The organism is Pelagibacterium lacus, from assembly GCF_003345525.1.
Lineage (GTDB): Bacteria > Pseudomonadota > Alphaproteobacteria > Rhizobiales > Devosiaceae > Pelagibacterium > Pelagibacterium lacus.
The window spans coordinates 39,418-62,825 of record NZ_QQNH01000005.1 but is presented as its reverse complement, the minus strand read 5'-3'; the positions used below and the strand labels follow the sequence as shown (position 1 = coordinate 62,825).

The following is a 23,408-nucleotide window of genomic DNA, read 5'->3' as shown; positions in this document are numbered from 1 at the left end:
ATATTCCGTGTGCACACCTGAATGGGAGGATGTGTTTGCCACTTCCAGATGCCTTCAAGGGCCGGATGCGATTGCCGATCGTATGCGCGCCGATGTTTTTGGTTTCAGGTTATGAACTGGTCATCGCCCAGTGTACGGCGGGCATGGTCGGAGCGTTTCCCTCGCTCAACGCGCGTCCGGAAAGCGAACTTGAGGTTTGGCTCGAAAGGATAAGGGAAGGACTGGCCGAGCATGACGGCAAGAACCCCGGCGCTCCCGCAGCGCCCTTTGCCGTCAACCTTATCGCCAACAAATCGAACAGCCGTTTCGATCACGATGCCCGCGTCTGCGTGGACGCGAAAGTACCGCTGCTCCTGACGAGCCTGCATCCTCCCGGTGACCTCGTCAAGGAAGTTCACGGTTATGGCGGCCTCGTCTATCACGACGTGACCACGGTGCGGCACGCGGAAAAAGCCATCGAGCAGGGAGTGGACGGGCTGGTCCTGGTCTGCGCGGGCGCTGGCGGGCATGCCGGAACGGCAAGCCCTTTCGCCTTTTTGAGCGAGGTGCGGTCGTTCTACGATGGCACCATCGTGCTGGCCGGGGCGATTTCCACGGGTGCGGGGCTTCACGCCGCGCTCAGCCTTGGCGCTGATTTCGTCTATATGGGCAGCCGCTTCATCGCGGCGCGCGAAAGCAATGCACCGGCCGATTACAAGCAGATGGTGATCGACGCCCGCCTCAAGGACATCGTCTACACGCCCTATTTCAGCGGTTTGCCGGCCAATTATCTGGCCCAGAGCATCGTCGGCTCGGGGCTCGATCTCGATACGGTCAGAAGCGCCGACCCCGATCGGACGCGTTATCAGGCCGGGGTCAAGGAAAAGCCCAAGGCCTGGCGCGACATTCGCGGCTCGGGACAGGGCATCGGGCTGATCGAGCGCGAACAGAGCGTTGCCGAGATCGCCGACGGGCTGGAAGCGGAATGGCATGAGGCCGAACGCGCCACGCAGGCAAGAGCCGCCCAGCGCGCAGGCTGGCTGCAGGGAAGGGGTGCCCATGGGCGTACGGTTTGAAACCAGCGGCGGTGTCGCCCGTATCGTTTTCGATACACCGGGCCGCAAGAACGCCCTGTCGCCTGAGGATCGCTTCGCAATCGGCGACCAGTTGCGCGCCCTGCGCCACGATCCCGAGACCCGCGTTATCCTCATGACGGGCGAGGGTGCCGACTTCTGCTCGGGCGCCGATGTCACACGCATGGGCAAGGACGGGCAGACCAGTGCCCGCACGCGCATGCAGCGGGGCGTGCATGCGATCGCGCGCGAGCTGGCTGCCATGGAAAAGCCGGTGATTTCGGCGGTCAGGGGCGCTGCCGTGGGGTTCGGTTGGACCATGCCCCTGGCATCCGATTTCGTCATCGCTTCCGACACGGCCAAGTTCTCGATGGTCTTTTCCAAGCGTGGCCTGGTGCCCGATGGCGGCGCAATCCATTTTCTCATTCGGCACCTGGGGCAAATGCGTGCCAAGGAATTGGTCTACACGGCCCGGATGATTGACGCGCAGGAGGCGCTGGACCTGGGCCTCTTGACCAGCGTGGTGTCCGACGACACGCTCGACGCGGCGGCAGAGGATCTGTGTGCGTCCTTGCTCGAACGGCCCACGCTAGCCCTGGGCATGGCGCGCAGGCTGTTCGAAGCGGCGGTCAGTACCAGCCTCGATGATTTTCTGGAGCTCGAAGCCTTTACCCAGTCCCAGCTCAACCAGAGCGAGGACTACAAGGAGGCCGTGCGGGCGTTTCTGGAAAAACGCAAGCCCCAGTTTCACGGGCGCTGATTCCGCAACGCCAACTTCCGGTCAGGCAATCGGGCGGAAAAGTCGGTGTCTTCCGACCGCCCCCTGCCTGATCTTTCAAAGCTCATGCATCGCGCGATCCTGGACAGGACACCGTGGTCAAAGGAGAGAACATGACGGTTCAAACGGATTGGAACGGGCTGGCCGAGGCCGAGTTCCGCGCCATTCTGCGGGCGTTCATCGCGGAAAAATGCCCGGCAAACCTGCGATATTATCCCTATCGTTTTCCGGCCGCGACAACAAAGGTCTGGTATGAGGCGCTCCATGAGGCGGGGATGATCGCGCCCGGCTGGCCCGTGGAATATGGCGGCATGGGGCTGACGCCGGCCCGCCATCTGGTCTTCATCGAAGAAATGGAGGCAGGCGGAACGCCTTTCCTGCACGATTCAGGAGTCCGCAATCTGGGCCCTGCCCTGATTGCATGGGGAACCGAAGCGCAAAAGCAACACTATCTGCCGGCCATGCATTCGGGTGCGCATATCTGGTGCCAGGGTTATTCCGAGCCGTCCGCAGGGTCCGATCTTGCCAGCCTCTCGTGCTCGGGGCGTTTCGAGGGAGACCGGTTGATCATCAACGGGCAAAAAATCTGGACCACGTCGGCCACCGAGGCCAACCACATGTTCGCCCTGGTGAGGACCGACACGTCCGGGCCCAAGCAGGAAGGCATCACGTTCGTTTTGGTCGATATGAGCCTGCCAGGACTGACCGTACGGCCGATCGACAATCTGTCCGGCCATTCCGATTTCTGCGAAGTGTTCTTCGATGACGTTTCGGTCGGGGCGGACGCCGTTGTCAGCGCACCCAATGAAGGATGGAAAGTGGCGCGCGCCCAACTCGGGTTCGAGCGCATCTGGGCCGGCTCGCCCAAGCGGGCCGTCAAGACCCTGGCGCAGGTGCGGCGCCTGATGGCCGCGCGGGGCCTGCTCGAAGCGCCGGGTTGGGGCGAGCGGCTGGCGCAGGCGACATTCGATACGCTCGATGCGCAGGATCTCTACGCCCGGTTCGCCGATCTGGTGGGAACGGGCGGGACGCTGGGCGTGGAAGTTTCCGCGCTCAAGATCTGGTCGACGGCAACATTCCAGTCCCTGAGCGAAATGCTTATCGACGCCGCCGAGGACGAAGGTGGCATCGCAGGCGATCTCGACGCCGATGGCCAGCCGCTCGATGTGCTCGCGCCCTATTACGAGTCGCGCGCGCCAGCGATTTTCGCGGGCACCAACGAAATCCATCGCAACATCCTGGCCCGTTCGGTGCTGGGGCTGCCCAAGTCGGGTTGAAACGGAATGGGAGGCGAACCATGAATCGCATCGACGACGATACGGCGGTCATGCTGCGCGAGGCGGTCGACAAGCACGCCCGTCGCAATATGGACCCAGGCCTGGTCCGCAGCCGCCGCAGCACGACGCCCGGCTATGCGCCCTCGCATTTGCAGGCGCTGGCCGAACAGGGCTGGCTGGCCGCCTTCGTGCCGGAAGCTGCCGACGGCATGGAACTGGGGGTGGATGCAGCGGCCATTCTGACCGAAGGGCTGGCGCCCTCACTGCTGGTTGCGCCGCTCGATTCCTTTTTCCTCGCAACCCGCACGCTGGTGGGGGCAGGGGCGGGGTCCGATCTCTTCGCTGGGTTCGCCGAAGGGGAAACCCTGCCGGTTCTGGCCTTCCAGGAGCGTCCGGGCGACGTTTTCGCGCCCCAAACCGCGCAAACGGTTTGCGATGCCAGCGGACGGATTACGGGCGGCAAGGCCTTCGTTGTCGGGCATGCCGGGGCGGGGCGGTTCATCGTCACGGCCAAGCGTGGCGCCGCGCTGATCCTCGCCATGGTGGAGGCCGGTGCGCAGGGCGTCGAAACGGAAACGCAATGGCGCGCCGATGGCACGCCCATAGGGCAGGTCCGGTTTGACAACGCCCCTTCGGTGATTGTTGCCGACGATACAGCCACTGTCACTCAGGCGATCGGCCTGGCCGTCGACGAAGCGAACCTGGTCGTCGCCGCCGAGCTGATGGCCCATATCGACGCTATGATGGCCATGACGCTCGAACATCTTCGGACGCGCGTTCAATTTGGCAAACCCATTGGCGCGTTCCAGGCGCTCCAGCATCGCGCCGTCGACCTCTATGTCCGGCAATTGCTGTCCCGGTCCGTGCTCGATCCCGCTGTGGGTCAGGTGGCGGAGGGCATGGAGCCGTTCGAACGCAGCCGCCTCGTGAGCCGCGTCCGGTGCCGTCTCAACGACACCGCCCGGCTCGTGGCACGTGAATCCATCCAGCTTTTCGGCGCCATGGGCATCACCGAGGAATGCGATCTGAGCCTTCACGTCAAGCGCGTGCTGGCCCTCACCACATGGCTGGGAACGTCCGGCCAGCATCGCGCTCAGTTTGCCCAATCGCTTGCAAGCAGCAACCAGAATTTCAGTCACGAGGAGATCATGCCATGACGGCACAGCAGGCGCGCGGTTTGCACGCGGATAACGGATCGAAGGACATGAGCGGCCTCGATGCGCTGTTTCGGCCCCGTGCGGTGGCGTTGATCGGCGCGTCCGAGGATCCCCGCAAGATCGGTGGCCGCCCCCTGCGGTATATGCGCGAGGCCGGCTCCGAAATCGCCATCTATCCGGTCAATCCGACCCGCGAAACCGTTCAGGGCTACAAGGCCTATCCCAGCGTGGGGGCGATCCCCGATCAGGTCGATCAGGCCATTCTCGCGGTTCCTGCGTCGCTGGCCGAAGGGGCGGTGGCAGAATGTCTGGCGGCGGGTGTCCGCTCGCTCGTCATGTTCACAGCGGGCTTTGGTGAAGCGGGCGATGAGGGCAAAGCAGCCCAGGACCGGCTGTCCGCCATGGTCAAGGCCGCTGGCGCAAGGCTCTTGGGGCCGAATGCGATGGGCCTCTTCAATACCGCCGATAAGGTCTATTCGACATTTTCGACCGCAATGGATCGCGGCACGCCCGCCGTCGGACGGGTCGGCATGGTCAGCCAGAGCGGAGCCGTGGGCTCCTATCTGCAAAATCTCGCCATCAGCCGGGGCCTGAAGATTTCCAAATTCGTCGCGACGGGCAATGAGGCGGACGTTCAGGCGCAGGAATGCCTTGAGTGGATGGCCAGTGATCCCGATACCGATCTGTTGATGCTCTATCTTGAAGGCTGCCGCGATGGGGCTGGCCTGATCCGGGCGCTGCGCACGGCGCGCGAGAACGGCAAGCCGGTCGTCGTGCTCAAGGCGGGAAAGACCGAAGCGGGTCAGGCGGTCGCGGCGTCGCACACCGGAGCCCTGGCCGGTTCGGGCGAAGTGTTCGATGCCGTGCTGCGCGAAGGCGGGGCCTATCGGGCGGAAACCCTGACCGAAATGGTCGATGTGGCCTATGCGTGCTCGCTGGGCGTCCTCAATCCGTCCAACGATCTGGGCATCATCACCGTTTCGGGCGGGGTGGGCGTGATGGCGACGGACGCGGCGGTCGAGGCCAATCTCGACATGCCGCCCATTTCCGAGGCGGCCTTTGCCGATATCGCCAGCAAATTGCCGCTGGCCGTGGGGCGCAATCCCCTCGACACGACCGCCCAGACGGTTGGCGATCGCTCGATTTTCACCCGTTCGGTCGATATCATGCTGGGCGACCGTGACTATGGCAGCGTGATGATCTTCCTCGCCAATGCCGGGCTCAACCCCAAGGATATGGGGCTGATGCGCGAGCCGCTGGAGGAAATCCGCCGCGCGCATCCCGGCACTCAACTTGCCCTTTGCATGCAGAGCCGCGCCGAGATCCGGGCCGACTTCGAAGACCTGGGCTATCTGGTCTTTGACGATCCCGTCCACTGCGTCAAGGCTTTGGCTGGTGCCATGCGGTTGGCCCAGACGCTGAATACGCCGCTGCCCGCCCCGACCGAAAACCCGGCCAAGCGGGTTGCCTTTGCGACGGCTCCCAATGAGGCCGAAGCCAAGGCCCTGCTCGCCGAAGCGGGGGTGGCGTTTGCCGAGGAACGCGTGGCTGCCGATGCCGAGGCCGCTGTTCGTGCCGCCGACGCCATCGGGTATCCCGTCGTGGTCAAGGTGCTGTCGGCCGATATCGCGCACAAGTCGGAAGTGGGTGGAGTGGCGGTTGGGCTCGCCGATGGCGAAGCCGTACGCGCCGCTTTCGAACGCGTCACCGCCAATGCCCGCAAGGCCGAACCCAATGCCGTGCTCTCGGGCGTAACGGTTGCCAAGATGTTGCAGGGCGGCACCCAGACCATTATTGGCGCTCACCGCGATCCCACCTTCGGGCCGGTCGTCATGTTTGGCCTCGGCGGCATTTATACCGAGGTTCTCAAGGATACAGTTTTGCGGCTGGCTCCCGTTACGCACGAAACCGCGCTCCAGATGATCAGGGAAATCCGCACCTTCCCCGTTCTCGACGGCGCGCGCGGCCAGGAGAAGGCCGATCTCGACGCGATTGCCGATACCATCGTCGCCGTGTCGCGTTTCATCGCGGCGCAGGGTTCCGAGGTTGAAAGCGTCGAGATCAATCCGTTCATCGCGTTGCCGGAGGGCGGCGCTGGCGTCGATGCTCTGATCGTCGTTTCGTAAACGAAGCCATTGGGCCCATGGGTTCAGAAGGGAGCGGACAGCATCCGCTCCCTTCTTTTTGCGCAAAAAAAATCCCGCGCCAGATGGGGACCGGCGCGGGAGGGGACAGGAGCCGAAAAGGGCTCTAGTTGGCGGTGATGCCGCGCTCCTGGGCGAGCGTGGCCCAGCTCTCGAGTTCGGTGAGCACCTGGGTTTCGAACTCTTCAACCGTGCTCGTGGACGTTACGAGATCGATGGTTGCCACCTGCTCCTGCAAGGCGGGATCGTCCAGGATGGCGTTGAGGTCGGCGTTGATCTGGGTTGCCAGTTCCTCGGAAATGCCGGCGGGGGCCAGCATGCCGAGCCAGAAGCTGGCATTGATACCCTCAAGCCCGAGTTCGGCCGTCGAAGGAACATCGGGCAGCGACGAGATTCGATCCGCTCCGGCAATGGCCAGTCCGCGCAGGGTGCCATTGCGGATGTTGTCGAGCGAGGATGCCGGCGTCGATGCGTAGATGTCGGCATGTCCGCCCATCACCGCGACTACGGCTTCCCCGCCGCCGCCATAGTGGACGACGTCCATGTCGATGCCCGATGCCTGCATCAGCATTTCCACGGTAAAGTGGGTCGTGGTGCCCAGGCCGGCCGTCGCGGCAAAGAGCGGCTCAGCCGCTGCTTCCTCGAGAAATTCGGCCAGTGTCGCGCCTTCGGTGCTCGGGCCGCCGACAAATACCATCGGGATATAGCCGGCAAGGCCGATAGGCTGCATGCCTTCGAGCGGGTCGAAAGGCATATCGGTGAGCACGGCGGGGCCGGTGACGTAAGCCGATGTGGTAAGCAGCAGCGTATAGCCGTCGGGGTCCGATTGGGCCACATAGGCCGTACCGAGCATAGACCCACCGCCTGGGCGGTTTTCCACCACGACCGGCTGGCCCCATTTCTCCTGCAGGCTATGGGCAACGTGACGCGCAAGCACGTCGGTCACGGCGCCTGCCGTATAGGGCACGACGATGGTGACCGGACGTTCGGGATAGCCCTGGGCCCATGCCGCCGTCGACATGGACAGAACCAGGGCGGTAGTCGCTATCAGAGATTTCATGGTTTTCCTCCTCTTTGATAATCTCGAAATAGGCGTTGATAACCAGTGGGTCGGACCTCGGGCGCTAGGGTTGCCCGACATCCAGAAGTTCCAGATTGCCGCGCCGGGTTCCGCTTCCGGCCTGCCGAACCAGTTCGTCGCAGTCTATATGGAGCGCGGTTGTTTCCTGCTGCCGTGCCCAGTGAACCGGTCCGCCGATCCAGCGCGGAAAGCCATAGCCATTGGTCATGGTCACATCGATGCTGGCGGGTGTCTCGGCAGCGCCGTCCTCGATCGCCAGGGCGGCTTCGTTCACCATGGCGATGAGCGCTCGGCGGACGATGGTGTCGGGGGCAATGGACGTGCGGGTGCGGCCCGCTTCCCGCGATGCCTCCACGATCAGGGCTTCGACCTCGGGGTCGCGTCCCTTCTCCTGGCCGGGGCCACCATAGCTGTAATATCCCGCGCCTGCCTTCTGCCCCAGCCGTCCCGCTTCGCATAGAAGATCGGGGATTTTGACATAGCGGGCCGCCGGATCGCGGCGGCCGGTCTGCGCCTGACGCATGCGCCAGGCAATGTCGAGCCCGGACATGTCGGCAACGGCAAATGGTCCCATCGCGAACCCGAACGCTTCGAGCGCGTCGTCCACCTCATGGGGCAGGGCGCCGTCCTCAAGCATGAATTCGCATTCGCGGCGATAGGCGGCGTAAATCCTGTTGCCGATGAAGCCGAAGACGTTGCGGGCGATCACCGCCTGCTTGCCGAGTTGCCCGGCCAAGGCGATCCCGGTCGCCAGGGCGTCTGCGGAGGTCGCTTCGGCGCGCACAACCTCGAGAAGCCTCGTGGCGTGGGCCGGACTAAAAAAATGCAGCCCCAGGACATCGGCAGGCCGTGATGTCACTTCGGCCACCCGGTCGATGTCGAGATAGGATGTGTTGCTGGCCAGAAGCGTGCCGGGTCGAACCACGCGGTCAAGCGCCGCAAAGGCGTCGCGCTTGACCGAGAGGTCTTCGATCACCGCCTCGATAACGAGATCGCAGTCGGCAAACACGTCCATGCTCGATGCGATGTGCAGGCGGCCCAGCTGTGCGTCGGCGGCGGACTGTCGCAGTCTCTTCTGCGTGACGCGGCGGGCCAATTGGTCTTCGATGGCCTTCCGGCCGCGCATGAGCGCGACCTCCGCATTGTCGACGAGGCGGACGGTCAGTCCGGCCGCCAATGCCGCCAGCGCAATGCCGGTGCCCATGGTGCCCGCACCCAAAATGCCGACGCGGTCGATCTTTTTGGCTTCACCCGTGCGGGCAAATGCCGAGCGGCCTGCTTCCCGCTCGGCAAAAAACAGATGGCGAAGCGCCTTGGCGTCCGGCGCGATGCGCAAATTCTGGAACGCGGCGCGTTCGTTGAGCAGTCCCTGGGCGGCGGGTATCCGTCCCACCGCGCGGATATGTCTGATCGCCTCGGCGATATGAGGACGATTGCGGGATTTCCTCAGTGCTGCAGCAGCGGCCAGTTCCTCGCGGTCCGGGTCATCGGTCGGAAGGTTCTTTTCCAGCACGGGCGCTTTGCGTCCGTCATAGTGGAGCGCCAGATTGACGGCTTCCTCGCGCAAATCGCCATGGGCGATTATGTCCACCATGCCCAGCCGCAGGGCTTCGTCCGCGCCGACGCGGCGGCCACTGGTGATCAGGTCTATCGCCGCGACGGTGCCGGTCAGCCTGGGAAGCCGCTGGGTGCCTCCGGCGCCCGGAATCATGCCCAGGGTTGTTTCGGGCAGGCCCACCAGTGTTCCCGGCGCCGCGATCCGGGCATCGCATCCAAGCGCCAGCTCATAGCCACCCCCCAAGGCGGCGCCGTGCAGCGCGGCGACGAACGGCTTGGGTGAGCTTTCGATGGCGGCGATGACCGCCGGCAATTGCGGCTCGGCCAGAGGCAGGTCGAATTCCTTGAGATCGGAGCCCACGATGAAGCTGCGATCGCCCCCGATGAGCACCGCGCCCTTTATGGAGGGATCGGTATCGATCGCTTTAATCGCGTCGAGCAGGCCGGTCCGCACCGCGTGGCTGCCCACATTGATGGGCCGGTTGTCGATGATGATGACAGCCACCGCGCCCTGGCGTTCGAGCCGGATGGGGGATGGTGCGAAATTGCCCGTAGCAGTCATGGCCGTTCCCCTTGCGCGATTCGGACCAGGCCATCCACCGCCACCACGCCCTTGCCGCGCGGCAGAACCAGCAGAGGATTGATTTCGGCCTCGATCACCGCGGGATCGTCGCGCACCGCGAGTTCGGACAGCGCCACGATGGTTTGGGCCAGCGCGTCGATGTCGCCCTCGGGCGCACCGCGGAAGCCCATGAGCAGTTGGCAGGCGCGGACCTCGCCAATCATCTCGTGCGCGGTCGCCACATCCACCGGCGCGAGCCGCAGGCTGCTGTCCCGGTAAATTTCGGTCGCAACGCCGCCCGCCGCCACCATCACCAGAGGACCGGCCTGAGGATCGCGGCGAATGCCGACGAGAACCTCGCCCATGCCGCGGGTCATGGGCTGCACGAGAACCCGATCCACAACCGTTCCGGGGCGATAGGCCGCGACGGCCTTGCGGATGCGGTCCATTGCCCGGCTCAGCTCCGCGCTGTCCGCGATGTTGAGAACGACGCCCCCGGCATCGGATTTATGGGCGATATCCTTGTGCAGGACCTTGGCAACCACGGGATAGGCGAAATCGAGTTCGGGCACATCGGCGCCCGGCTCGAGAACGGCGTAGGGCGCGTGCGATATGCCCGCCGATCCCATAAGGGCATAGGCCTCGGCTTCATCGAGCATCCGGTCGAAGCCCGGCAGGTCCACCGGATGTGGCGTGCCCAGCCGGGGCGCGCGGCGGCGGAAGGCGCTGGCTATGGCATCGCCGCAAATTTCGGGTGTGCCGAATACGGGAACGCCTGCCCCGGCCAAGGCGCGGATCGCCTCGGGCGCATCGGGCACGATATAGGCGGCGAGTGGCTTTGAGTGCTCGCGAGCCGCATCGATGATGGGCATCACCGCGAGGTCGGGATTGAACCGGGCCGAGGATCCCACGGTGGCCAGCACCAGGTCGAACTCGGGCGCATCGAGCAGGATGTCGAGGCTGGCCTTCATGATCTCGTAGCGGGTGCCGGCCAGCGTAAGGTCGACAATGCGCCCGCTCTGGGCGTCCACTCCCGCTTGCGCCAGCCGTGCGCGGGTTTGGGGCGAGGGCTCGACCACCTCGACGCCGCGCAACGCGATCTGGTCGACAGCCATCGCCGCGCCGCCGCCGGTGGTGGTGACGACACCCACACGCGCCGGCCGGCCCCGGTTTTCCGCCGGGATGCGTTCGAGCAGCGCCGATATTTCCAGCAATCCGTCAAAGGATTCCGGCCGCGCTATGCCGCATTCGCGCAGGAATATGTCGGCGACGTCGTCCGCCCCCGCCAATGCGCCGGTGTGCGACACGGTGAGTTCGGCGGCCTCGGCGGTCCGGCCCAGCTTGTAGGCGGCAACGGGCTTGCCCCGCCGGGCGGCCTCGAGGGCGAAAGTCCGCAGCGATTGCGCGTGATTGATCGATTCCAGAAAGAGCAGATATCCCGTAACCGCCGGATCATCGAGCGTTGCCGCGCAGATTTCGCCGATGGAAAGATCGCTCTCCACGCCCACCGAAACCAGGCCCGCAAAGCCTATGCCCCGTGCCTTGCCGCGTGATGCCATCGCGCCGATCAGGCTGCCGCTGTGCGAGCCTACGAACAGCCCGCCGCGGGGCAGGTCCGGCTCGGCAAAGGCTGCGTTGGCGGTGAGGACCAAATCGTGATGGAGATTGGCAAGCCCGATGCTCGACGGCCCCAGGATGCGGGTATCGTAGCGCGCGCGGATATCGTCGAGGCGCCTTTGATTGTCGATTCCCTTTTGACCGGCCTCGGAAAATCCCCCCGCCAGAATGGTCGCGACCGGCACGCCCAGCCGGCCGCATTCTTCCAGCGCATCGAGCGCCAGCTCGGCGCCCGTCAATATAAAGATGTGGTCGGGCCGCTCGGGCAGGGCCGCAAGGCTTGCATAGGCTTTTTCGCCCTGCACGGTCTCTCGCCTTGGGTTGACCGGATAGACGGTGTGCGCGAACCCGGCCCGCCGCAGGAAATGCAGGGGCCGCCCGGCGGTTTTGCTGGGATCGTCGGAAATGCCGACGAGAGCCACCGAACGGGGGCGCAGAAGCGCGCCGGCCCATGCGGCGTGAGAAGCAGTGCTGGGGGAAATCTGGTTCATCATGCTCGGTCAGTTGGGTCGCTGGCTGAAGCGCCGGTCGAAGACATGCTCGGCAATTCTGTTCTTGAGCATTTCGATGGAGCCGCCGGCGATCATCCAGCCCCGCGTCCGCTTCACGCAATATTCGACAAGCGATTCCGTGCTGTAGCCATAGCCGCCCATGGCCTGCAACGCCTCGTTGGCCACTTCGAAGCCGGCGGTGTTGCAGGCGAGCTTGGCGATGGCCGTCTCATAAGGCGAGGGCAGGGCGTGATCGGCATTGGCGGCCGCGCGATAAAGCAGCAATTGCGCGCTTTCGAGCTTGAGCGCCATATCGGCGAATTTCCATTGCAGGCCTTGAAATTCGCAGAGCGGGCGCCCGAACTGCTTGCGGTTCGAAACATAGTCCTTCGCCGCCTCGAAGGCATAGCGCCCCAGGGCCAGGGCGCGCGAGGCATTGCCCAGCCGTTCGACGTTGAAGCCCGACATCTGCTTTTTAAATCCGCCTGGCCCCAGCAGCACGTTGGAGGCGGGGATGCGGCACTTGTCGAAATAGAGCGGGCACCATTCCTCGCCGCTCATGAAACTCGAGCGCGCGCCCACCGTAAAGCCGGGTGTGCCCCGCTCGACAAGCACCGATCCGATGCCGTTCGTGCCAGGTCCGAAACGCACATAGACGAGGAACAGTTCGGCTTCCGGGCTGTGCGTGGAAAACACTTTCGAACCGGTAATGAGAAAATCGTCGCCATCCGGCTCGGCGCGGGTTTGCAGCTCGGTGGCCGCCGAACCGGCATCGGGTTCGCTCATGCCGAGCGCTATGAGCTTTCGTCCGCCCAGAAGGTCGGCGAGATACCGCTCCTTCTGGTCGGCGCTGGCATATTCGGCAAAGGTCCGGATCGGCCCGAAATTGCCGGCCTGAACGATATCGGCACTCTTGGGGCAGACGCTGGCGATTTCCTGAATCGCGATCACCGCGTCCATCAGCGTGCCGCCGATGCCGCCGTCCTCTTCCTTCATGGTGATGCCCAACAGCCCCATGTCCGCGAGCTTCTGCGCCACCTTCCAGGGAAACTCGCGGCTGTGCGCGCGCTCAAGAGCGTTCTCGGCAAGTTCGGCCTGCGCAAAGCGTCTTATGGTGTCGGCGAAAGCGCGCTGCTCGTCATTGAGAAAGGAATGCATTGTAATCCTGACGCGTTATTTTCCCTCATTGTGGCCAAGTGCTGTCGGGCCAGCAATTTCCTGGTCATCAGGCGCGCATGAGTTTTTGGCATGGCGGGGACGTTCGGGTGCCATAGGATAAAGTCAGGGCGCACAATCAATTTCCAATTGGCTGGCATTTTCCCGCCCGGCTAAGATGCGTGCCGGAGATGCTGGATTAGCGTGCGATGCTTGTCGAACCGGACGTGACGATGTTTTTTTGCGGTTGCGCCCGGTGAACGTCCAGACGCCTCATGATAACCCCGATCTGGGCGTGCTGCCGCCGCTGCGCCGGAACATTGCGTTCGGCACGATGATCGTGGCCATCGGCGCCGTGGTGATGGACAATGTCGCTGCCGCGCTGGCGCTGCCCACCATCGCGCGTCATTTTTCCGTCTCGGACGCCCAGTCGATCTGGGTGGTCAATGTCTATCAGCTCGTCCTTATCATCTGCATTCTGCCCATGGCGGCGCTTGCCGACAAAGTGGGCTATCGCCGGGTCTATATTGCCGGGCTCGCGACCTTTGCGATTACGGCCATGTTTTCGGCGCTGGCCCCGACCTTCGGGCTGCTTGTCGCGTCACGGGCCATCCAGGGCGTGGCGACGGCGTGTGTGATGTCGGTCAATCTGGCGCTCATTCGCACGATCTTTCCGGAAAAAAGACTTGGCAGCGCGCTGGGGATGAATGCGACGGCAGGCGCCATCGCTACGGCGGCAGGGCCTTCGATCGCCGGATTTCTGATCGAATACGCCTCATGGCAATGGATCTTTGCTATTGGCATCCCGTTTACGGCCACGGCGGCGCTGGTCAGCTATTTCGCGCAGCCGCCGTCGCCGACACGCGATGTCAGGCTCGATCTTTTGAGCGCGCTGCTCAGTGCGATGACCTTTGGCGGCATTCTCATGGGCATCAGCGCCATAGGGCACCACTGGCCCGTGGCCGTCAGCCTGGCGCTGCTGGCGACAGGACTGCTGGCGGGGCTGGCGCTGGTTCTCCGGCTCCGCGGCGTGGCCGATCCGCTGGTGCCCATCGACCTGCTGGCGATCCCCCCTTTCGCCATGTCGGTTCTGGCGTCGATTCTCACCTTCACCGCCCAGATGATCGCTTTTGTGTCGCTGCCTTTTCATATGCAGTCAACGCTGGGATTTTCGGTGGTCGATGCCGGTCTTGCGTTCAGCGGCTGGCCGCTGGCGCTGGCCTGCACGGCACCTCTTGCCGGCGTTCTCGCCGACCGCATGTCGCAAGGGCTTTTGAGCGGCATCGGACTGTCCATCCTGACGCTGGGACTTGGGCTTCTGGCCCTGCTGGACGCGGATGCGTCCCTGTTCGATGTCGCGCTGAGGCTGGCCATGTGCGGGGTGGGCTTTGCGCTGTTTCAAACGCCCAATAACCGGATCATGCTCGGTTCGTCCCCGCGCTTGCGGGCCGGCGCCGCCAGCGGCGCGCTCGGTACGGCAAGACTGCTGGGGCAGGCTCTGGGAACCGCGCTTGCGACCCTTGCGATCACCACCAATGTCGGCGGCAATGCGGCGTTTGCGCTATGGGGCGCCGCAGGGCTGGCCCTGCTGGGCGCTTCCGTTTCCCTTTTGCGCCGCAGGTTTCCCCGCACATGAAAATGCCCGCGCCGTTCAGCGCGGGCCTCAAAAACGATTGGTGCCTGAACGCTCTATTGGCGGGCGTATAGGGGAGTTTCCACATCCGCTCCAATCAAGGCGCGACCCGCATCGAGCACCTTGGCCTCGCGCTCACGTACCACGGCCCTGAAGGATGCGACGTCGCCGTCGCGCCAGATCTCAAATGCGATCGTCTCACCGGGAAAGACGGGAGCTGAAAACCGGCATTCGATGGAGCGCAAAAGGTCCGAGTCGTAGTCGAGCACTCCGGCCAGAAGCGCCCGCGCTGCCAGCCCATAGGTGCAAAGCCCGTGCAGGATCGGCCGGGGAAAGCCGGCGCGCCGGGCATATTCGGGATCGGCGTGCAGGGGATTGCGGTCGATATTGAGCCGGTAGATCAGCGCGGCTTCAGGCCGTGTTTCGAGTTCGACGACCATGTCCGGCGCCCGGTCGGGCAGGGTGTGGGCTGCCGGAACCTCGCCGAATCCGCCGCCAAAGCCCCCATCCGCCCTGCAAAATGTGGCGTGCAGGACGCTGGCGATGGGCGTGCCGCTCGAGGCGTCTCTCATGGTCCGGACGACATGAATGATCGCCCCTTTCTCGCCCTTGTCCTCGACCGCCAAAATGCGTGCGTCGGCCACCAGCTCGGCAGCGGGCGGAAGCGGGGCATGGAGGAAGACCCTTTGCGCCCCATGCACGACCTTGGATCGCGTGATCGCGAAGACCGGATCGCTGGACCAGGTTCCGGGGTGACAGAGAATTGCCGCCATGGTGGGGACGGCATGCAGATCACGCTCGAAGACGAATTTCAGCTGCCCGGCATCCAGCGGGTCCTGGCCGAAGCCCAGACTCGCTGCATAGAGCATGCTGTCCCTGTCGTCATAGGTCTGACGCAGCTCCGGGAACGTGAACGCTCGGAGGGCCTCGATATTGAGCGCCATCTAGATCGCTTCCCAGGGAAACACGTCGCGCGTACGTTCAAGCGGGGTGAAACTCGCACGCAAGGCTCCGGGCAGCGTTTCCGCCAGTTTGGCGACGGTCCAGCCGTCGTCGCGATGCAGCGTGCGGATCGGACGCGGCTGGCTGTAGAGATAGACCTCATTGCCGCGCGCCCCGAAAATCTGCCCGGAAATTCCTTCGGCAGCATCCGAGCACAAGAAAGCGGCCAGGGGCGCAATCTGATCGGCACGGGTGCGGGTGCGGCGCTTTTCCATCTCCCGCTCCTGCTCTTCGGGGGTCTTGCCGGGAATGGATTCGATCATGCGGCTGAAGGCATGGGGGGCGATGCAGTTGGACCTGACATTGAAGCGCTGCATGTCGAGCGCCACAGAGCGCGAAAGGCCCACGATCCCCATCTTGGCCGCGGCATAATTGGCCTGGCCCACCGAGCCGATCAGGCCCGAGGTCGAGGTCATGTGCACGATGGCGCCGGAATTCTGGTTGCGGAAATGGGGGGCTGCAGCGCGGCTGATGTTGAATGCACCGAACAGATGGACGCGCAATACGGCCTCGAACTGATCGGGTTCGAGCTTGTGGAAGATCGAATCGCGCAAAATGCCCGCCGAATGGACCACCGCGTCGATGCGGCCAAACGTTTCCAGTGCCGCGGCCACCATGTTTTCGGCGCCGGAATATTCTGCGACGCTGTCGCCATTGGCCACGGCCTTGCCGCCTGCCGCCTCGATGGCCTGGACGACCTCCTGGGCCGGAGACATATCGACGCCTTCGCCCTGCAGGGACGCGCCAAGATCGTTGACGATCACGCTTGCGCCCTCGGCGGCGAGGCAGATGGCGATTTCACGCCCCACGCCACGCCCCGCGCCGGTCACCACCGCCACCTTGCCCTTCATGAGATCGTTCGACATCGCTTCTCCTTCCACTGGGTTCTTATTGCGACAGGCGCAAACCCGGGGGTTGCGCCGCGCAGACTGCGCCAATGTTTTAACGATGGAAGGCGGGGGGACAACTTCGCAGCAATCATCGTACCTTGACCTCTGATCATGCTCGGTTGGGGCCGTTCATGCCGAGGGACCCGATTTCGTTTTGGTAAACTCGGGCGGTTGACCGGCCTGGGCGAGAATCCAGTTGATGAAAGCCCGCGTCTTGACCGCGACCGATTTGGTCGTCGGCCAGCTCACATAAAAGGCGGCACCGGTGCGCACGGGTTTATTGACGGGCTGGATGAGGTGCCCCTGCTCGATTTCGGATTGCAGCAAATCGATCTGGCCGATGGCAAGCCCAAGATCCTGTTTCGCGGCCCTGTAGACCAGAAGCGAGGTGTCGAATGCCATGCCCTCGCGATGGTTGATCTTGACCTCGGCCTCGCGCGCCCAGATTTCCCACTCGCGGCGGCGATAATGGGCGTGCAGCAATTCCGCCTCGTTGAGCGATTCGATCGATGCGAAATTGTCATGGAGCGCCGCGTATCGGGGGCTGCAGACCACATCGACGACCTCGTCGAACAGCTTGCGGCTCTTGGTGTCGCGCCAGGTTCCATAGCCGAGTTGAAGCGCCACATCGAGCTGGGTGCTGCGGAAATCCAGCGGTTCAACGACGGTGTCCAACCTGATCTTGTAGTGAGGATAGATGTCGGTGAATTCGCCCAGCCGGGGCAACAGCCAATGATGGGCCAGCGTGGGATAGAGGCGGACGTTCACCGTCTTTTCGGTTTCGTGGGACATCAGCTGCTGGGTGGCCGTCTCGATGTCGTCGAGCAATTCAGCGATCTCGTGGCCAAAAGCGCGACCGACTTCGGTCAATCTGGCCGACCGCGACCCCCGCTCGAAAAGCTTGACGCCCAGATAGCTCTCCAGCGTCGAAATCTGCCGGCTAACGGCGACCTGGCTGACGCCGAGCTGGCTCGCCGCCGCCGTGAAGGTCCGGTGCCGCGACGCGATGGCGAAGGCGCGCAGGGGATTGAGGGGCAGGTTGCGGTATGATCGGTTCATTCCATCATTCCGTGATAGGGTGGTTCAAATCGGCCGGTGCATAGTGCGTGCGCGCCGGCGAATGTCCAACGTCAATTTAAGCATGGGCAGCGGCAAGCTTTCCAAAAACTCATGCCAAACTTCTGTCTCTGAACTTGCCATCATCCAAGTGTGGCGCTTTGTCTCTACGCAAGGCGAACTGGGTTTCGCGTGGCCGTTTTGCGTCCGCATCATCGCGAACACTGCGCCTCAAAAAGGGAGAATGCTTATGAGCACGCCGAGGGCGCCCCATGTTTGAACGAGACTATCGCGACATGGCGGCCGGATTATTGATGGCCGCAACGGGAGGGTTCGTCGCCATCTATGCATCCACGCAGTACAATCTTGGAACGTTTCGCAACATGGGCCCGGGCATGTTCCCGATGCTGGCGGGCAGCGTTCTGGTTTTTCTCGGCGGGCTTTTGGCCGTCACCGCCTTTTTCCGGGCGGGGCCGATGCCCAAGATCCGGATATCGACGCCGATCTTCATTCTGGCGTCGATTGCCGCCTTTGCGTTGCTCATCAGAAATTTTGGGATGTTGCCCGCCGTCCTCGCCGTGACCCTGATCGCATCCCTGGCCGAGTTGAAGATGCGGCCGGTTTCGCTCGTTTTGCTCGCCGCCGGCCTGTGTCTGATGACTTGGCTGATTTTTCCGCTCGGGCTGGGACTGAATATTCCCATGCTGCGCTGGCCGTTCTGAAGGAGCGCGAAAAATGGATATTCTTGCCAATGTCAGCCTTGGGCTCGCCACTGCGCTGACTCCCGTCAATCTGCTTTACTGCTTTCTCGGGGTCTTTCTCGGCACGGTCGTCGGCGTTATTCCCGGAATCGGCGTGCTCACGGCGATTTCCCTGCTCTTTCCGCTCACATTCTATCTCGAGCCGACAACCGCGCTGATCATGTTGGCCGGGGTATGGTACGGCACGGGATATGGTGGCCGGACGGCGTCGATCCTGCTCAACATTCCAGGCTCCGCCGCCAACGCCGTAACCTGTCTCGACGGTTACCCGATGGCGCGTCAGGGCCGGGCGGGCGTCGCGCTGTTCATGACCACCATGGCGTCCTTTTTCGGCGGTTGCGTCGGCATTCTCGTGCTGATGCTGTTTTCGCCGATCATCGCGAGCTATGCGCTGAGCTTTGGCTCGGCCGAATATTTTGCCCTCATGGTGCTTGGCCTTGTCGCGGCCTCGACCATTTCGGAAGGGTCGGCGATCAAGGCCCTGGGCATGGTCGTGCTGGGCATCATCTTCGGCACGGTCGGCATGGACAGCCAGACCGCAAGTGCGCGCTTCACGTTCGGCATGCTCGATCTGCTCGATGGGCTCAGCCTCATCGCCCTTGCGATGGGCATTTTCGGGGTGGCCGAGATCATTGCCAGCGTGCGCCGCGTCGATGGCGGCGAAGTGCTCGATGCCAAGGTGTCCTGGGCGTCGATGAAGCCGACGCGCGATGATGTGAAGCGGTCGTGGTTTCCCGTGATGCGCGGATCGACCATCGGCACGCTGTTCGGCACGCTTCCGGGCACCGGGCCCTCGGTCGCCTCGTTCATGGCCTATGCCATCGAAAAGCGCATCGCCGGGCAGCCCGAGCGGTTCGGCAAGGGCGCGATCGAGGGTGTCATGGCGCCGGAATCGGCCGACAACGCCGCCGAGCAGACCTCGTTCATACCGACGCTTTCCCTCGGCATTCCCGGCAGCGCGACCATGGCGCTGATGCTTGGGGCGCTGATGATCCACGGCATCGCGCCCGGCCCCTCGCTGATCAACGACCAGCCTGCCCTGTTCTGGGGCCTGATCATGAGCTTCTGGATCGGCAATGTGCTGCTGGTGATCCTCAACGTGCCGCTCATCGGGCTGTGGGTCAAACTGCTGACCATTCCCTATCACCTGCTGTATCCGTCGGTTCTGGTGTTTATCTGCATCGGCGCCTATTCGGTCGGCTACAGCGCGTTCGATGTGTGGATGGTCGTGTTCTTCGGATTGCTCGGCTATGTGATGCGGATCTTTGCCATGCCGGCCGCGCCCATGTTGCTCGGCTTCGTTCTGGGGCCGCTCATGGAAGAGCATTTCCGCCGCGCCATGCTGTATTCGCGGGGCGATTTTGCAACCTTTGTCGAGCGCCCGATCAGCGCGGTCATCGTCGCGCTCACCTTTGCCCTCCTGGTCTGGACGGTCTGGACCGGCATTCGCCGCGCCAGAACCCGCCGCAACACAGAGATGGATGATGGCCTGACCCAGAGCTGAGCGCTCTTTGACGGGCATGAAAAAGGGGGACGCAGCCTGAACGCTGCGTCCCCCTTTTCGGTTTGTGGACTTTGCGTCCTTAAATCGTCGCCATGGTCCCTAGAATGACGGTGCTCTGTGCCGAGAGCACGCCGCCATTGCCGTGCACGATGGCCGTTTCGCAATCCTTGACCTGCCGTTCGCCGCACTCGCCGCGCAATTGGCGCACCGCCTCGACGAGGATCAGCAGTCCGTACATTCCCGGATGGCAGTATGAAAGCCCGCCGCCATTGGTGTTGACCGGCAGGCTTCCGCCCGGCGCGATCCTGCCGCCCTCGACGAACCGGCCGCCTTCGCCCTTGGGACAAAAGCCCAGGTCTTCGAGGAACAGGATCGTGTTGATGGTGAAGGCGTCATAGAGTTCGACCACATCGATGTCCTGGCATCCCAGCCCGGCCATCGCGTAGGCCTGAGCTCCCGATTTGATGGCGCCGGTCCGCGTCAGATCGGGCATGCTCGAAATGTTGGCATGGGTCAGCGATTGGCCGAAGCCCAGCACCGGAACGGGGGCCTTTTTCAGCGTTTTTGCGATTTCGGGGGAGGCCAGGATGATGGCTCCGCCGCCATCGGTGACAAGGCAGCAGTCGCGCACGGTGAAGGGATCGCTCACCGGGCGGGCATTGAGCACGTCCGAAACGCTGAGCGGGGTTTTTTCCCAGGCCGCCGGGTTCATCAGCGCCCATTGCCGCGCGGCAACGGCCACTTGCGCCATCTGCTCGCGCGTCGTGCCAAATTCGTGCATGTGGCGGCTGGCCGCCATTGCATAGGCGGATGCGGGAAGGAATGGCTTGAACGGGGTTTCATAGGGATTGAACTCGCGCGCCGAGGCGTGCTTGCGCCCTATGGTGCGCTGGGTGCTGCCATAGGCGATCACCGCGACCTTGCACAGCCCCGCGTCGATGGCAGCCATGGCATGGGCGACGTGGAGTTCGAAGGAAGCGCCCCCGACAAAGGTGGAATCGGCATGGGCGGGGTCGATCCCCAGATATTCGCACAAGGCCAGCGCCGACATGCGCGATTGGGATGCCGCACAGAACACGCCGTCGACCTGATCGAGCCGCAGCCCGCAATCATCGAGCGCCCTGCGCACGCCCTGGGCCATGAGATCGAAAATGCTCATTCCTTCGGCCACGGCGCCCAGGTCGGATTCGGCCACGCCCACGATAGCGGCGGAGCCGCGCTTCAAACCGGGGTTCATTGTGCGTTCTCCTCGGGCACGAAAACGGGGCGGGGGTCGTCGTCGACAATGTCCTCGGTCTCGAACCGCACCCGCATTCCGATCCTCACGCTTTCGGGCGGAATGCCCTTGACCGTGCTCATCAGCCGAAAGCCTTCGTCGCAATCGATGAGGGCGACATTGTGCGGTTGCTGGTTGCGCGTATGCACCACGGTGGTGGCGTAAACGGTGCCGAGCCCCTGGCTGATGCGCCATTCGAGGTTGCCCCCATGTCCGGGTGCGGCAACGCGCGGATAGAACACGGCGGATTGCCGCACGGGATCGAATTGATAGGCGAGCTTTCCGGCTCGGAGATAGTCGAGATAGGTCGAAAGGGGGGAGGTTTCCAAAGCAAGTGTCATGAAGCGCCCATACGCAAATGGCCGCGTCGAAACTGCGCGGCCGTTTTCGATGTCCGGTGCGGCCCCGCGTCTGCGTATCGCGGCTGCCGGGCTGCCCCAGGCTTGATTTTGTCACGGTGCAGTGCCCATGACTTGGTCATGTCAGGGTAGACCGACCATGGCTATGTTGACGTTTGTCCAATTAGGCTTCAACTGCACGTAGCGCAGTGGGCGATGACTTTTTATCGGTCTGGGACGGTCCCGGGCCGACAATGGATTTCAGGCGATGACCCGTACGATACCCCCGCTCAATCCCCTGCATGTTTTCGAAGTCGTGGCGCGGCTGGGAAACTTTACGCGGGCTGCGCAGGAATTGCGGGTTACCCAGTCCGCCGTCAGCCGCCAGATCGCGACGCTGGAAGCCTATCTGGGGCTCAAGCTCTTCACGCGCGAGCATCAGGGCATTGCTCTGACGCCGGCGGGCACGAAATATTTCGATGAGATCGGGCCCGCATTCGCCGCCATCGCATCGGCGACCGGGCGCTTGCGCATCAGTCAGTCGCGCGAGGCGTTGAGGCTGGTGGTCTATCCCACCTTCGCCGCCAAATGGCTCATCCCGCGCCTGTCGCGGTTTTCCGCCCTCCATCCCCAGATCGAAATCAAGCTCACCACCGGCATCAAGCCCGCCAATTTCGCGTCGCAAACCGTCGATCTCGCCATTCAGCTCGCCACGCCCGACCAGATCACCGATGGCCACAAGCTGTTGTTCGATGACATCATGCAGCCGGTTTGCAGCCCGTCCTATCTGGCCGAGCACAAACTCGAAACCGTCGACGATCTCGCCACGGCGCGGCTGCTCCACTCCCATTATCGCCGCAGCGACTGGCAGGACTGGCTCGACGACATCGGCCGCCGGGACCTCTGGCACGATGGCGTGGAATTTCCCAGCTCGCTGCTCACCTATCAGGCGGCCATCGAGGGCATGGGAGTTGCCATCGGACAGACCCGGCTGCTGGCGGAAGAAATCAAGGCGGGCACGCTGGTGCCCCTGTTTGATGTGGTCAAACGCGACCTCGCCTATTTCGTCATGTGGGAGAAGGGGACCGAACCCAATCTCAAGGGCCGGAAATTCATTCGCTGGCTCGGCGACGAACTCGGGCAGACGCGGCCGCAATAGACGGCATATCGGTCGCTGCGCCATTGATGATCTTTTCTCATCCCAGCTTAAGCACAGCGAAGTTTTCGCCAAACCGGGGTTGCCCTAGATAGTGGAGCATATTCGGGCCCGTTCGCGGGCCGCGAAATCAATGTTCAAGGTGCAGGACCCTTCATGAAGATTGTCGTACCCATCAAGCGCGTTGTCGATCCCAATGTGAAGATCCGCGTCAAGCCCGATGGCAGCGGCGTTGATCTGGCATCGGTCAAGATGGCCATGAACCCGTTCGATGAAATCGCGCTCGAAGAAGCGGTTCGTCTCAAGGAAGCCGGGAAGGCCGACGAGGTGGTCGCGGTCAGCATCGGTCCGCAACAGGCGCAGGAAACGCTTCGCGCGGCCTTGGCCATCGGTGCCGACCGGGCAATCCTCGTGCGCTGCGAGGGGCGGATCGAGCCGCTCACCGTCGCAAAACTGCTCAGGATCATCGCCGAACGCGAGGCCCCCGATCTCGTCCTCGCCGGCAAGCAGGCCATCGATGACGACAGCAACCAGACCGGGCAGATGCTGGCCGGTCTTCTGGGCTGGCCGCAGGCGACGTTCGCCTCGGCCATCGTGGTGGACGGAAGCAATGTCGAGGTGACGCGCGAAGTCGATCAGGGCCTCATGACGCTCTCGCTCACGCTTCCGGCGGTGATCACCGCCGATCTGCGGCTCAACGAGCCGCGCTATGCATCGCTTCCAAGCATCATGAAGGCCAAGAAAAAGCCCCTCGAAGAGCTTTCTCCCGAAGAGCTCGGCATCGATGTCGCGCCTCGGCTGGAGGTTCTCGAAGTCAGCGAGCCGGCTGCCCGCAAGGCGGTGCGGATGGTCTCCTCGGTCGATGAACTGCTCCTCAAACTCAAGGAGGAAGCGCGCGTTCTCTAGACGCGTGGCGGAAAC

Annotated in this window: 19 protein-coding genes; 10 read left to right on the top strand and 9 right to left on the bottom strand. The window is 63.5% G+C overall.

Annotation, left to right across the window (positions count from 1 at the left end):
- The first annotated feature begins 92 nt into the window (after window positions 1-92).
- From DVH29_RS05305 to DVH29_RS05285, 5 genes are all read left to right on the top strand, one after another.
- On the top strand, window positions 93-1,055 hold the full coding sequence (locus tag DVH29_RS05305; protein WP_245944886.1) for an NAD(P)H-dependent flavin oxidoreductase: 963 nt from the start codon (window positions 93-95) through the stop codon (window positions 1,053-1,055).
- The gene (locus tag DVH29_RS05300) at window positions 1,039-1,812 is read left to right on the top strand and encodes an enoyl-CoA hydratase/isomerase family protein (protein WP_158541570.1); all 774 of its coding nucleotides are present in this window, start codon (window positions 1,039-1,041) and stop codon (window positions 1,810-1,812) included. Before DVH29_RS05305 ends, DVH29_RS05300 begins: the two co-directional genes overlap by 17 nt.
- 131 nt (window positions 1,813-1,943) lie before the next feature.
- The gene (locus DVH29_RS05295; protein ID WP_114645121.1) at window positions 1,944-3,107 is read left to right on the top strand and encodes an acyl-CoA dehydrogenase family protein; all 1,164 of its coding nucleotides are present in this window, start codon (window positions 1,944-1,946) and stop codon (window positions 3,105-3,107) included.
- A gap of 20 nt (window positions 3,108-3,127) precedes the next feature.
- Complete coding sequence (locus DVH29_RS05290; RefSeq protein WP_114645120.1) at window positions 3,128-4,264, top strand: acyl-CoA dehydrogenase family protein; 1,137 nt, start codon at window positions 3,128-3,130, stop codon at window positions 4,262-4,264.
- Complete coding sequence (locus tag DVH29_RS05285) at window positions 4,261-6,390, top strand: acetate--CoA ligase family protein (RefSeq protein WP_158541569.1); 2,130 nt, start codon at window positions 4,261-4,263, stop codon at window positions 6,388-6,390. The genes DVH29_RS05290 and DVH29_RS05285 overlap by 4 nt, the downstream gene beginning before the upstream one ends.
- Window positions 6,391-6,514: 124 nt before the next feature.
- Here DVH29_RS05285 and DVH29_RS05280 read toward each other — a convergent pair whose 3' ends face one another.
- From DVH29_RS05280 to DVH29_RS05265, 4 genes are all read right to left on the bottom strand, one after another.
- The gene (locus tag DVH29_RS05280) at window positions 6,515-7,468 is read right to left on the bottom strand and encodes a Bug family tripartite tricarboxylate transporter substrate binding protein (protein ID WP_158541568.1); all 954 of its coding nucleotides are present in this window, start codon (window positions 7,466-7,468) and stop codon (window positions 6,515-6,517) included.
- Between the two features lie 64 nt (window positions 7,469-7,532).
- Window positions 7,533-9,608, bottom strand: a complete 2,076-nt coding sequence (locus DVH29_RS05275) for a 3-hydroxyacyl-CoA dehydrogenase NAD-binding domain-containing protein (RefSeq protein ID WP_114645117.1) — start codon at window positions 9,606-9,608, stop codon at window positions 7,533-7,535.
- On the bottom strand, window positions 9,605-11,719 hold the full coding sequence (locus DVH29_RS05270) for an acetate--CoA ligase family protein (protein WP_245944885.1): 2,115 nt from the start codon (window positions 11,717-11,719) through the stop codon (window positions 9,605-9,607). The genes DVH29_RS05275 and DVH29_RS05270 overlap by 4 nt, the downstream gene beginning before the upstream one ends.
- A 6-nt stretch (window positions 11,720-11,725) precedes the next feature.
- Entirely contained in the window at window positions 11,726-12,874 is a 1,149-nt protein-coding gene (locus DVH29_RS05265; RefSeq protein ID WP_114645116.1) for an acyl-CoA dehydrogenase family protein, read from the bottom strand.
- 253 nt (window positions 12,875-13,127) lie between these two features.
- On the opposite strand from DVH29_RS05265, the gene DVH29_RS05260 reads away from it, so the two are divergent.
- Entirely contained in the window at window positions 13,128-14,507 is a 1,380-nt protein-coding gene (locus tag DVH29_RS05260; RefSeq protein ID WP_158541567.1) for an MFS transporter, read from the top strand.
- 53 nt (window positions 14,508-14,560) lie between these two features.
- Here DVH29_RS05260 and DVH29_RS05255 read toward each other — a convergent pair whose 3' ends face one another.
- From DVH29_RS05255 to DVH29_RS05245, 3 genes are all read right to left on the bottom strand, one after another.
- Complete coding sequence (locus DVH29_RS05255; protein WP_114645114.1) at window positions 14,561-15,448, bottom strand: MaoC family dehydratase; 888 nt, start codon at window positions 15,446-15,448, stop codon at window positions 14,561-14,563.
- Window positions 15,449-16,372 (bottom strand): SDR family oxidoreductase, encoded by a 924-nt coding sequence (locus DVH29_RS05250; protein WP_114645113.1) that lies wholly within the window; start codon window positions 16,370-16,372, stop codon window positions 15,449-15,451.
- Between the two features lie 153 nt (window positions 16,373-16,525).
- Window positions 16,526-17,455, bottom strand: a complete 930-nt coding sequence (locus tag DVH29_RS05245; RefSeq protein WP_114645112.1) for a LysR substrate-binding domain-containing protein — start codon at window positions 17,453-17,455, stop codon at window positions 16,526-16,528.
- 269 nt (window positions 17,456-17,724) lie between these two features.
- Between DVH29_RS05245 and DVH29_RS05240 the strand changes: the two genes are divergently transcribed.
- Window positions 17,725-18,174 carry a tripartite tricarboxylate transporter TctB family protein gene (locus DVH29_RS05240; protein ID WP_114645111.1) on the top strand — a complete coding sequence of 150 codons (450 nt, stop codon included), beginning with the start codon at window positions 17,725-17,727 and terminating at the stop codon, window positions 18,172-18,174.
- Window positions 18,175-18,187: 13 nt separating this feature from the next.
- Complete coding sequence (locus DVH29_RS05235; RefSeq protein WP_114645110.1) at window positions 18,188-19,717, top strand: tripartite tricarboxylate transporter permease; 1,530 nt, start codon at window positions 18,188-18,190, stop codon at window positions 19,715-19,717.
- Window positions 19,718-19,796: 79 nt separating this feature from the next.
- Here the strand turns inward: DVH29_RS05235 and DVH29_RS05230 are convergent, their stop codons facing one another.
- Window positions 19,797-20,954: an acetyl-CoA acetyltransferase gene (locus DVH29_RS05230; protein ID WP_114645109.1), complete on the bottom strand. Its 1,158-nt coding sequence runs from the start codon at window positions 20,952-20,954 to the stop codon at window positions 19,797-19,799.
- Window positions 20,951-21,334, bottom strand: coding sequence for a Zn-ribbon domain-containing OB-fold protein (locus DVH29_RS05225; protein WP_114645108.1), 384 nt, complete (start codon window positions 21,332-21,334; stop codon window positions 20,951-20,953). Before DVH29_RS05225 ends, DVH29_RS05230 begins: the two co-directional genes overlap by 4 nt.
- A 265-nt stretch (window positions 21,335-21,599) precedes the next feature.
- On the opposite strand from DVH29_RS05225, the gene DVH29_RS05220 reads away from it, so the two are divergent.
- A complete protein-coding gene (locus DVH29_RS05220; RefSeq protein ID WP_114645107.1) occupies window positions 21,600-22,490 on the top strand; it encodes a LysR substrate-binding domain-containing protein in 891 nt (296 codons plus the stop codon).
- A gap of 153 nt (window positions 22,491-22,643) precedes the next feature.
- Window positions 22,644-23,393: an electron transfer flavoprotein subunit beta/FixA family protein gene (locus tag DVH29_RS05215; RefSeq protein ID WP_114645106.1), complete on the top strand. Its 750-nt coding sequence runs from the start codon at window positions 22,644-22,646 to the stop codon at window positions 23,391-23,393.
- The last annotated feature ends 15 nt before the right edge of the window (window positions 23,394-23,408 follow it).

Coding starts and splice junctions, on each gene's coding strand:
- DVH29_RS05305 (WP_245944886.1), top strand. CDS start 93: ATGTTTTTGGTTTCAGGTTATGAACTGGTCATCGCCCAGTGTACGGCG.
- DVH29_RS05225 (WP_114645108.1), bottom strand. CDS start 21,334: ATGACACTTGCTTTGGAAACCTCCCCCCTTTCGACCTATCTCGACTAT.
- DVH29_RS05270 (WP_245944885.1), bottom strand. CDS start 11,719: ATGATGAACCAGATTTCCCCCAGCACTGCTTCTCACGCCGCATGGGCC.
- DVH29_RS05235 (WP_114645110.1), top strand. CDS start 18,188: ATGGATATTCTTGCCAATGTCAGCCTTGGGCTCGCCACTGCGCTGACT.
- DVH29_RS05255 (WP_114645114.1), bottom strand. CDS start 15,448: ATGGCGCTCAATATCGAGGCCCTCCGAGCGTTCACGTTCCCGGAGCTG.
- DVH29_RS05295 (WP_114645121.1), top strand. CDS start 1,944: ATGACGGTTCAAACGGATTGGAACGGGCTGGCCGAGGCCGAGTTCCGC.
- DVH29_RS05265 (WP_114645116.1), bottom strand. CDS start 12,874: ATGCATTCCTTTCTCAATGACGAGCAGCGCGCTTTCGCCGACACCATA.
- DVH29_RS05215 (WP_114645106.1), top strand. CDS start 22,644: ATGAAGATTGTCGTACCCATCAAGCGCGTTGTCGATCCCAATGTGAAG.
- DVH29_RS05275 (WP_114645117.1), bottom strand. CDS start 9,608: ATGACTGCTACGGGCAATTTCGCACCATCCCCCATCCGGCTCGAACGC.
- DVH29_RS05250 (WP_114645113.1), bottom strand. CDS start 16,372: ATGTCGAACGATCTCATGAAGGGCAAGGTGGCGGTGGTGACCGGCGCG.
- DVH29_RS05285 (WP_158541569.1), top strand. CDS start 4,261: ATGACGGCACAGCAGGCGCGCGGTTTGCACGCGGATAACGGATCGAAG.
- DVH29_RS05280 (WP_158541568.1), bottom strand. CDS start 7,468: ATGAAATCTCTGATAGCGACTACCGCCCTGGTTCTGTCCATGTCGACG.
- DVH29_RS05245 (WP_114645112.1), bottom strand. CDS start 17,455: ATGAACCGATCATACCGCAACCTGCCCCTCAATCCCCTGCGCGCCTTC.
- DVH29_RS05300 (WP_158541570.1), top strand. CDS start 1,039: ATGGGCGTACGGTTTGAAACCAGCGGCGGTGTCGCCCGTATCGTTTTC.
- DVH29_RS05290 (WP_114645120.1), top strand. CDS start 3,128: ATGAATCGCATCGACGACGATACGGCGGTCATGCTGCGCGAGGCGGTC.
- DVH29_RS05240 (WP_114645111.1), top strand. CDS start 17,725: ATGTTTGAACGAGACTATCGCGACATGGCGGCCGGATTATTGATGGCC.
- DVH29_RS05230 (WP_114645109.1), bottom strand. CDS start 20,954: ATGAACCCCGGTTTGAAGCGCGGCTCCGCCGCTATCGTGGGCGTGGCC.
- DVH29_RS05220 (WP_114645107.1), top strand. CDS start 21,600: ATGACCCGTACGATACCCCCGCTCAATCCCCTGCATGTTTTCGAAGTC.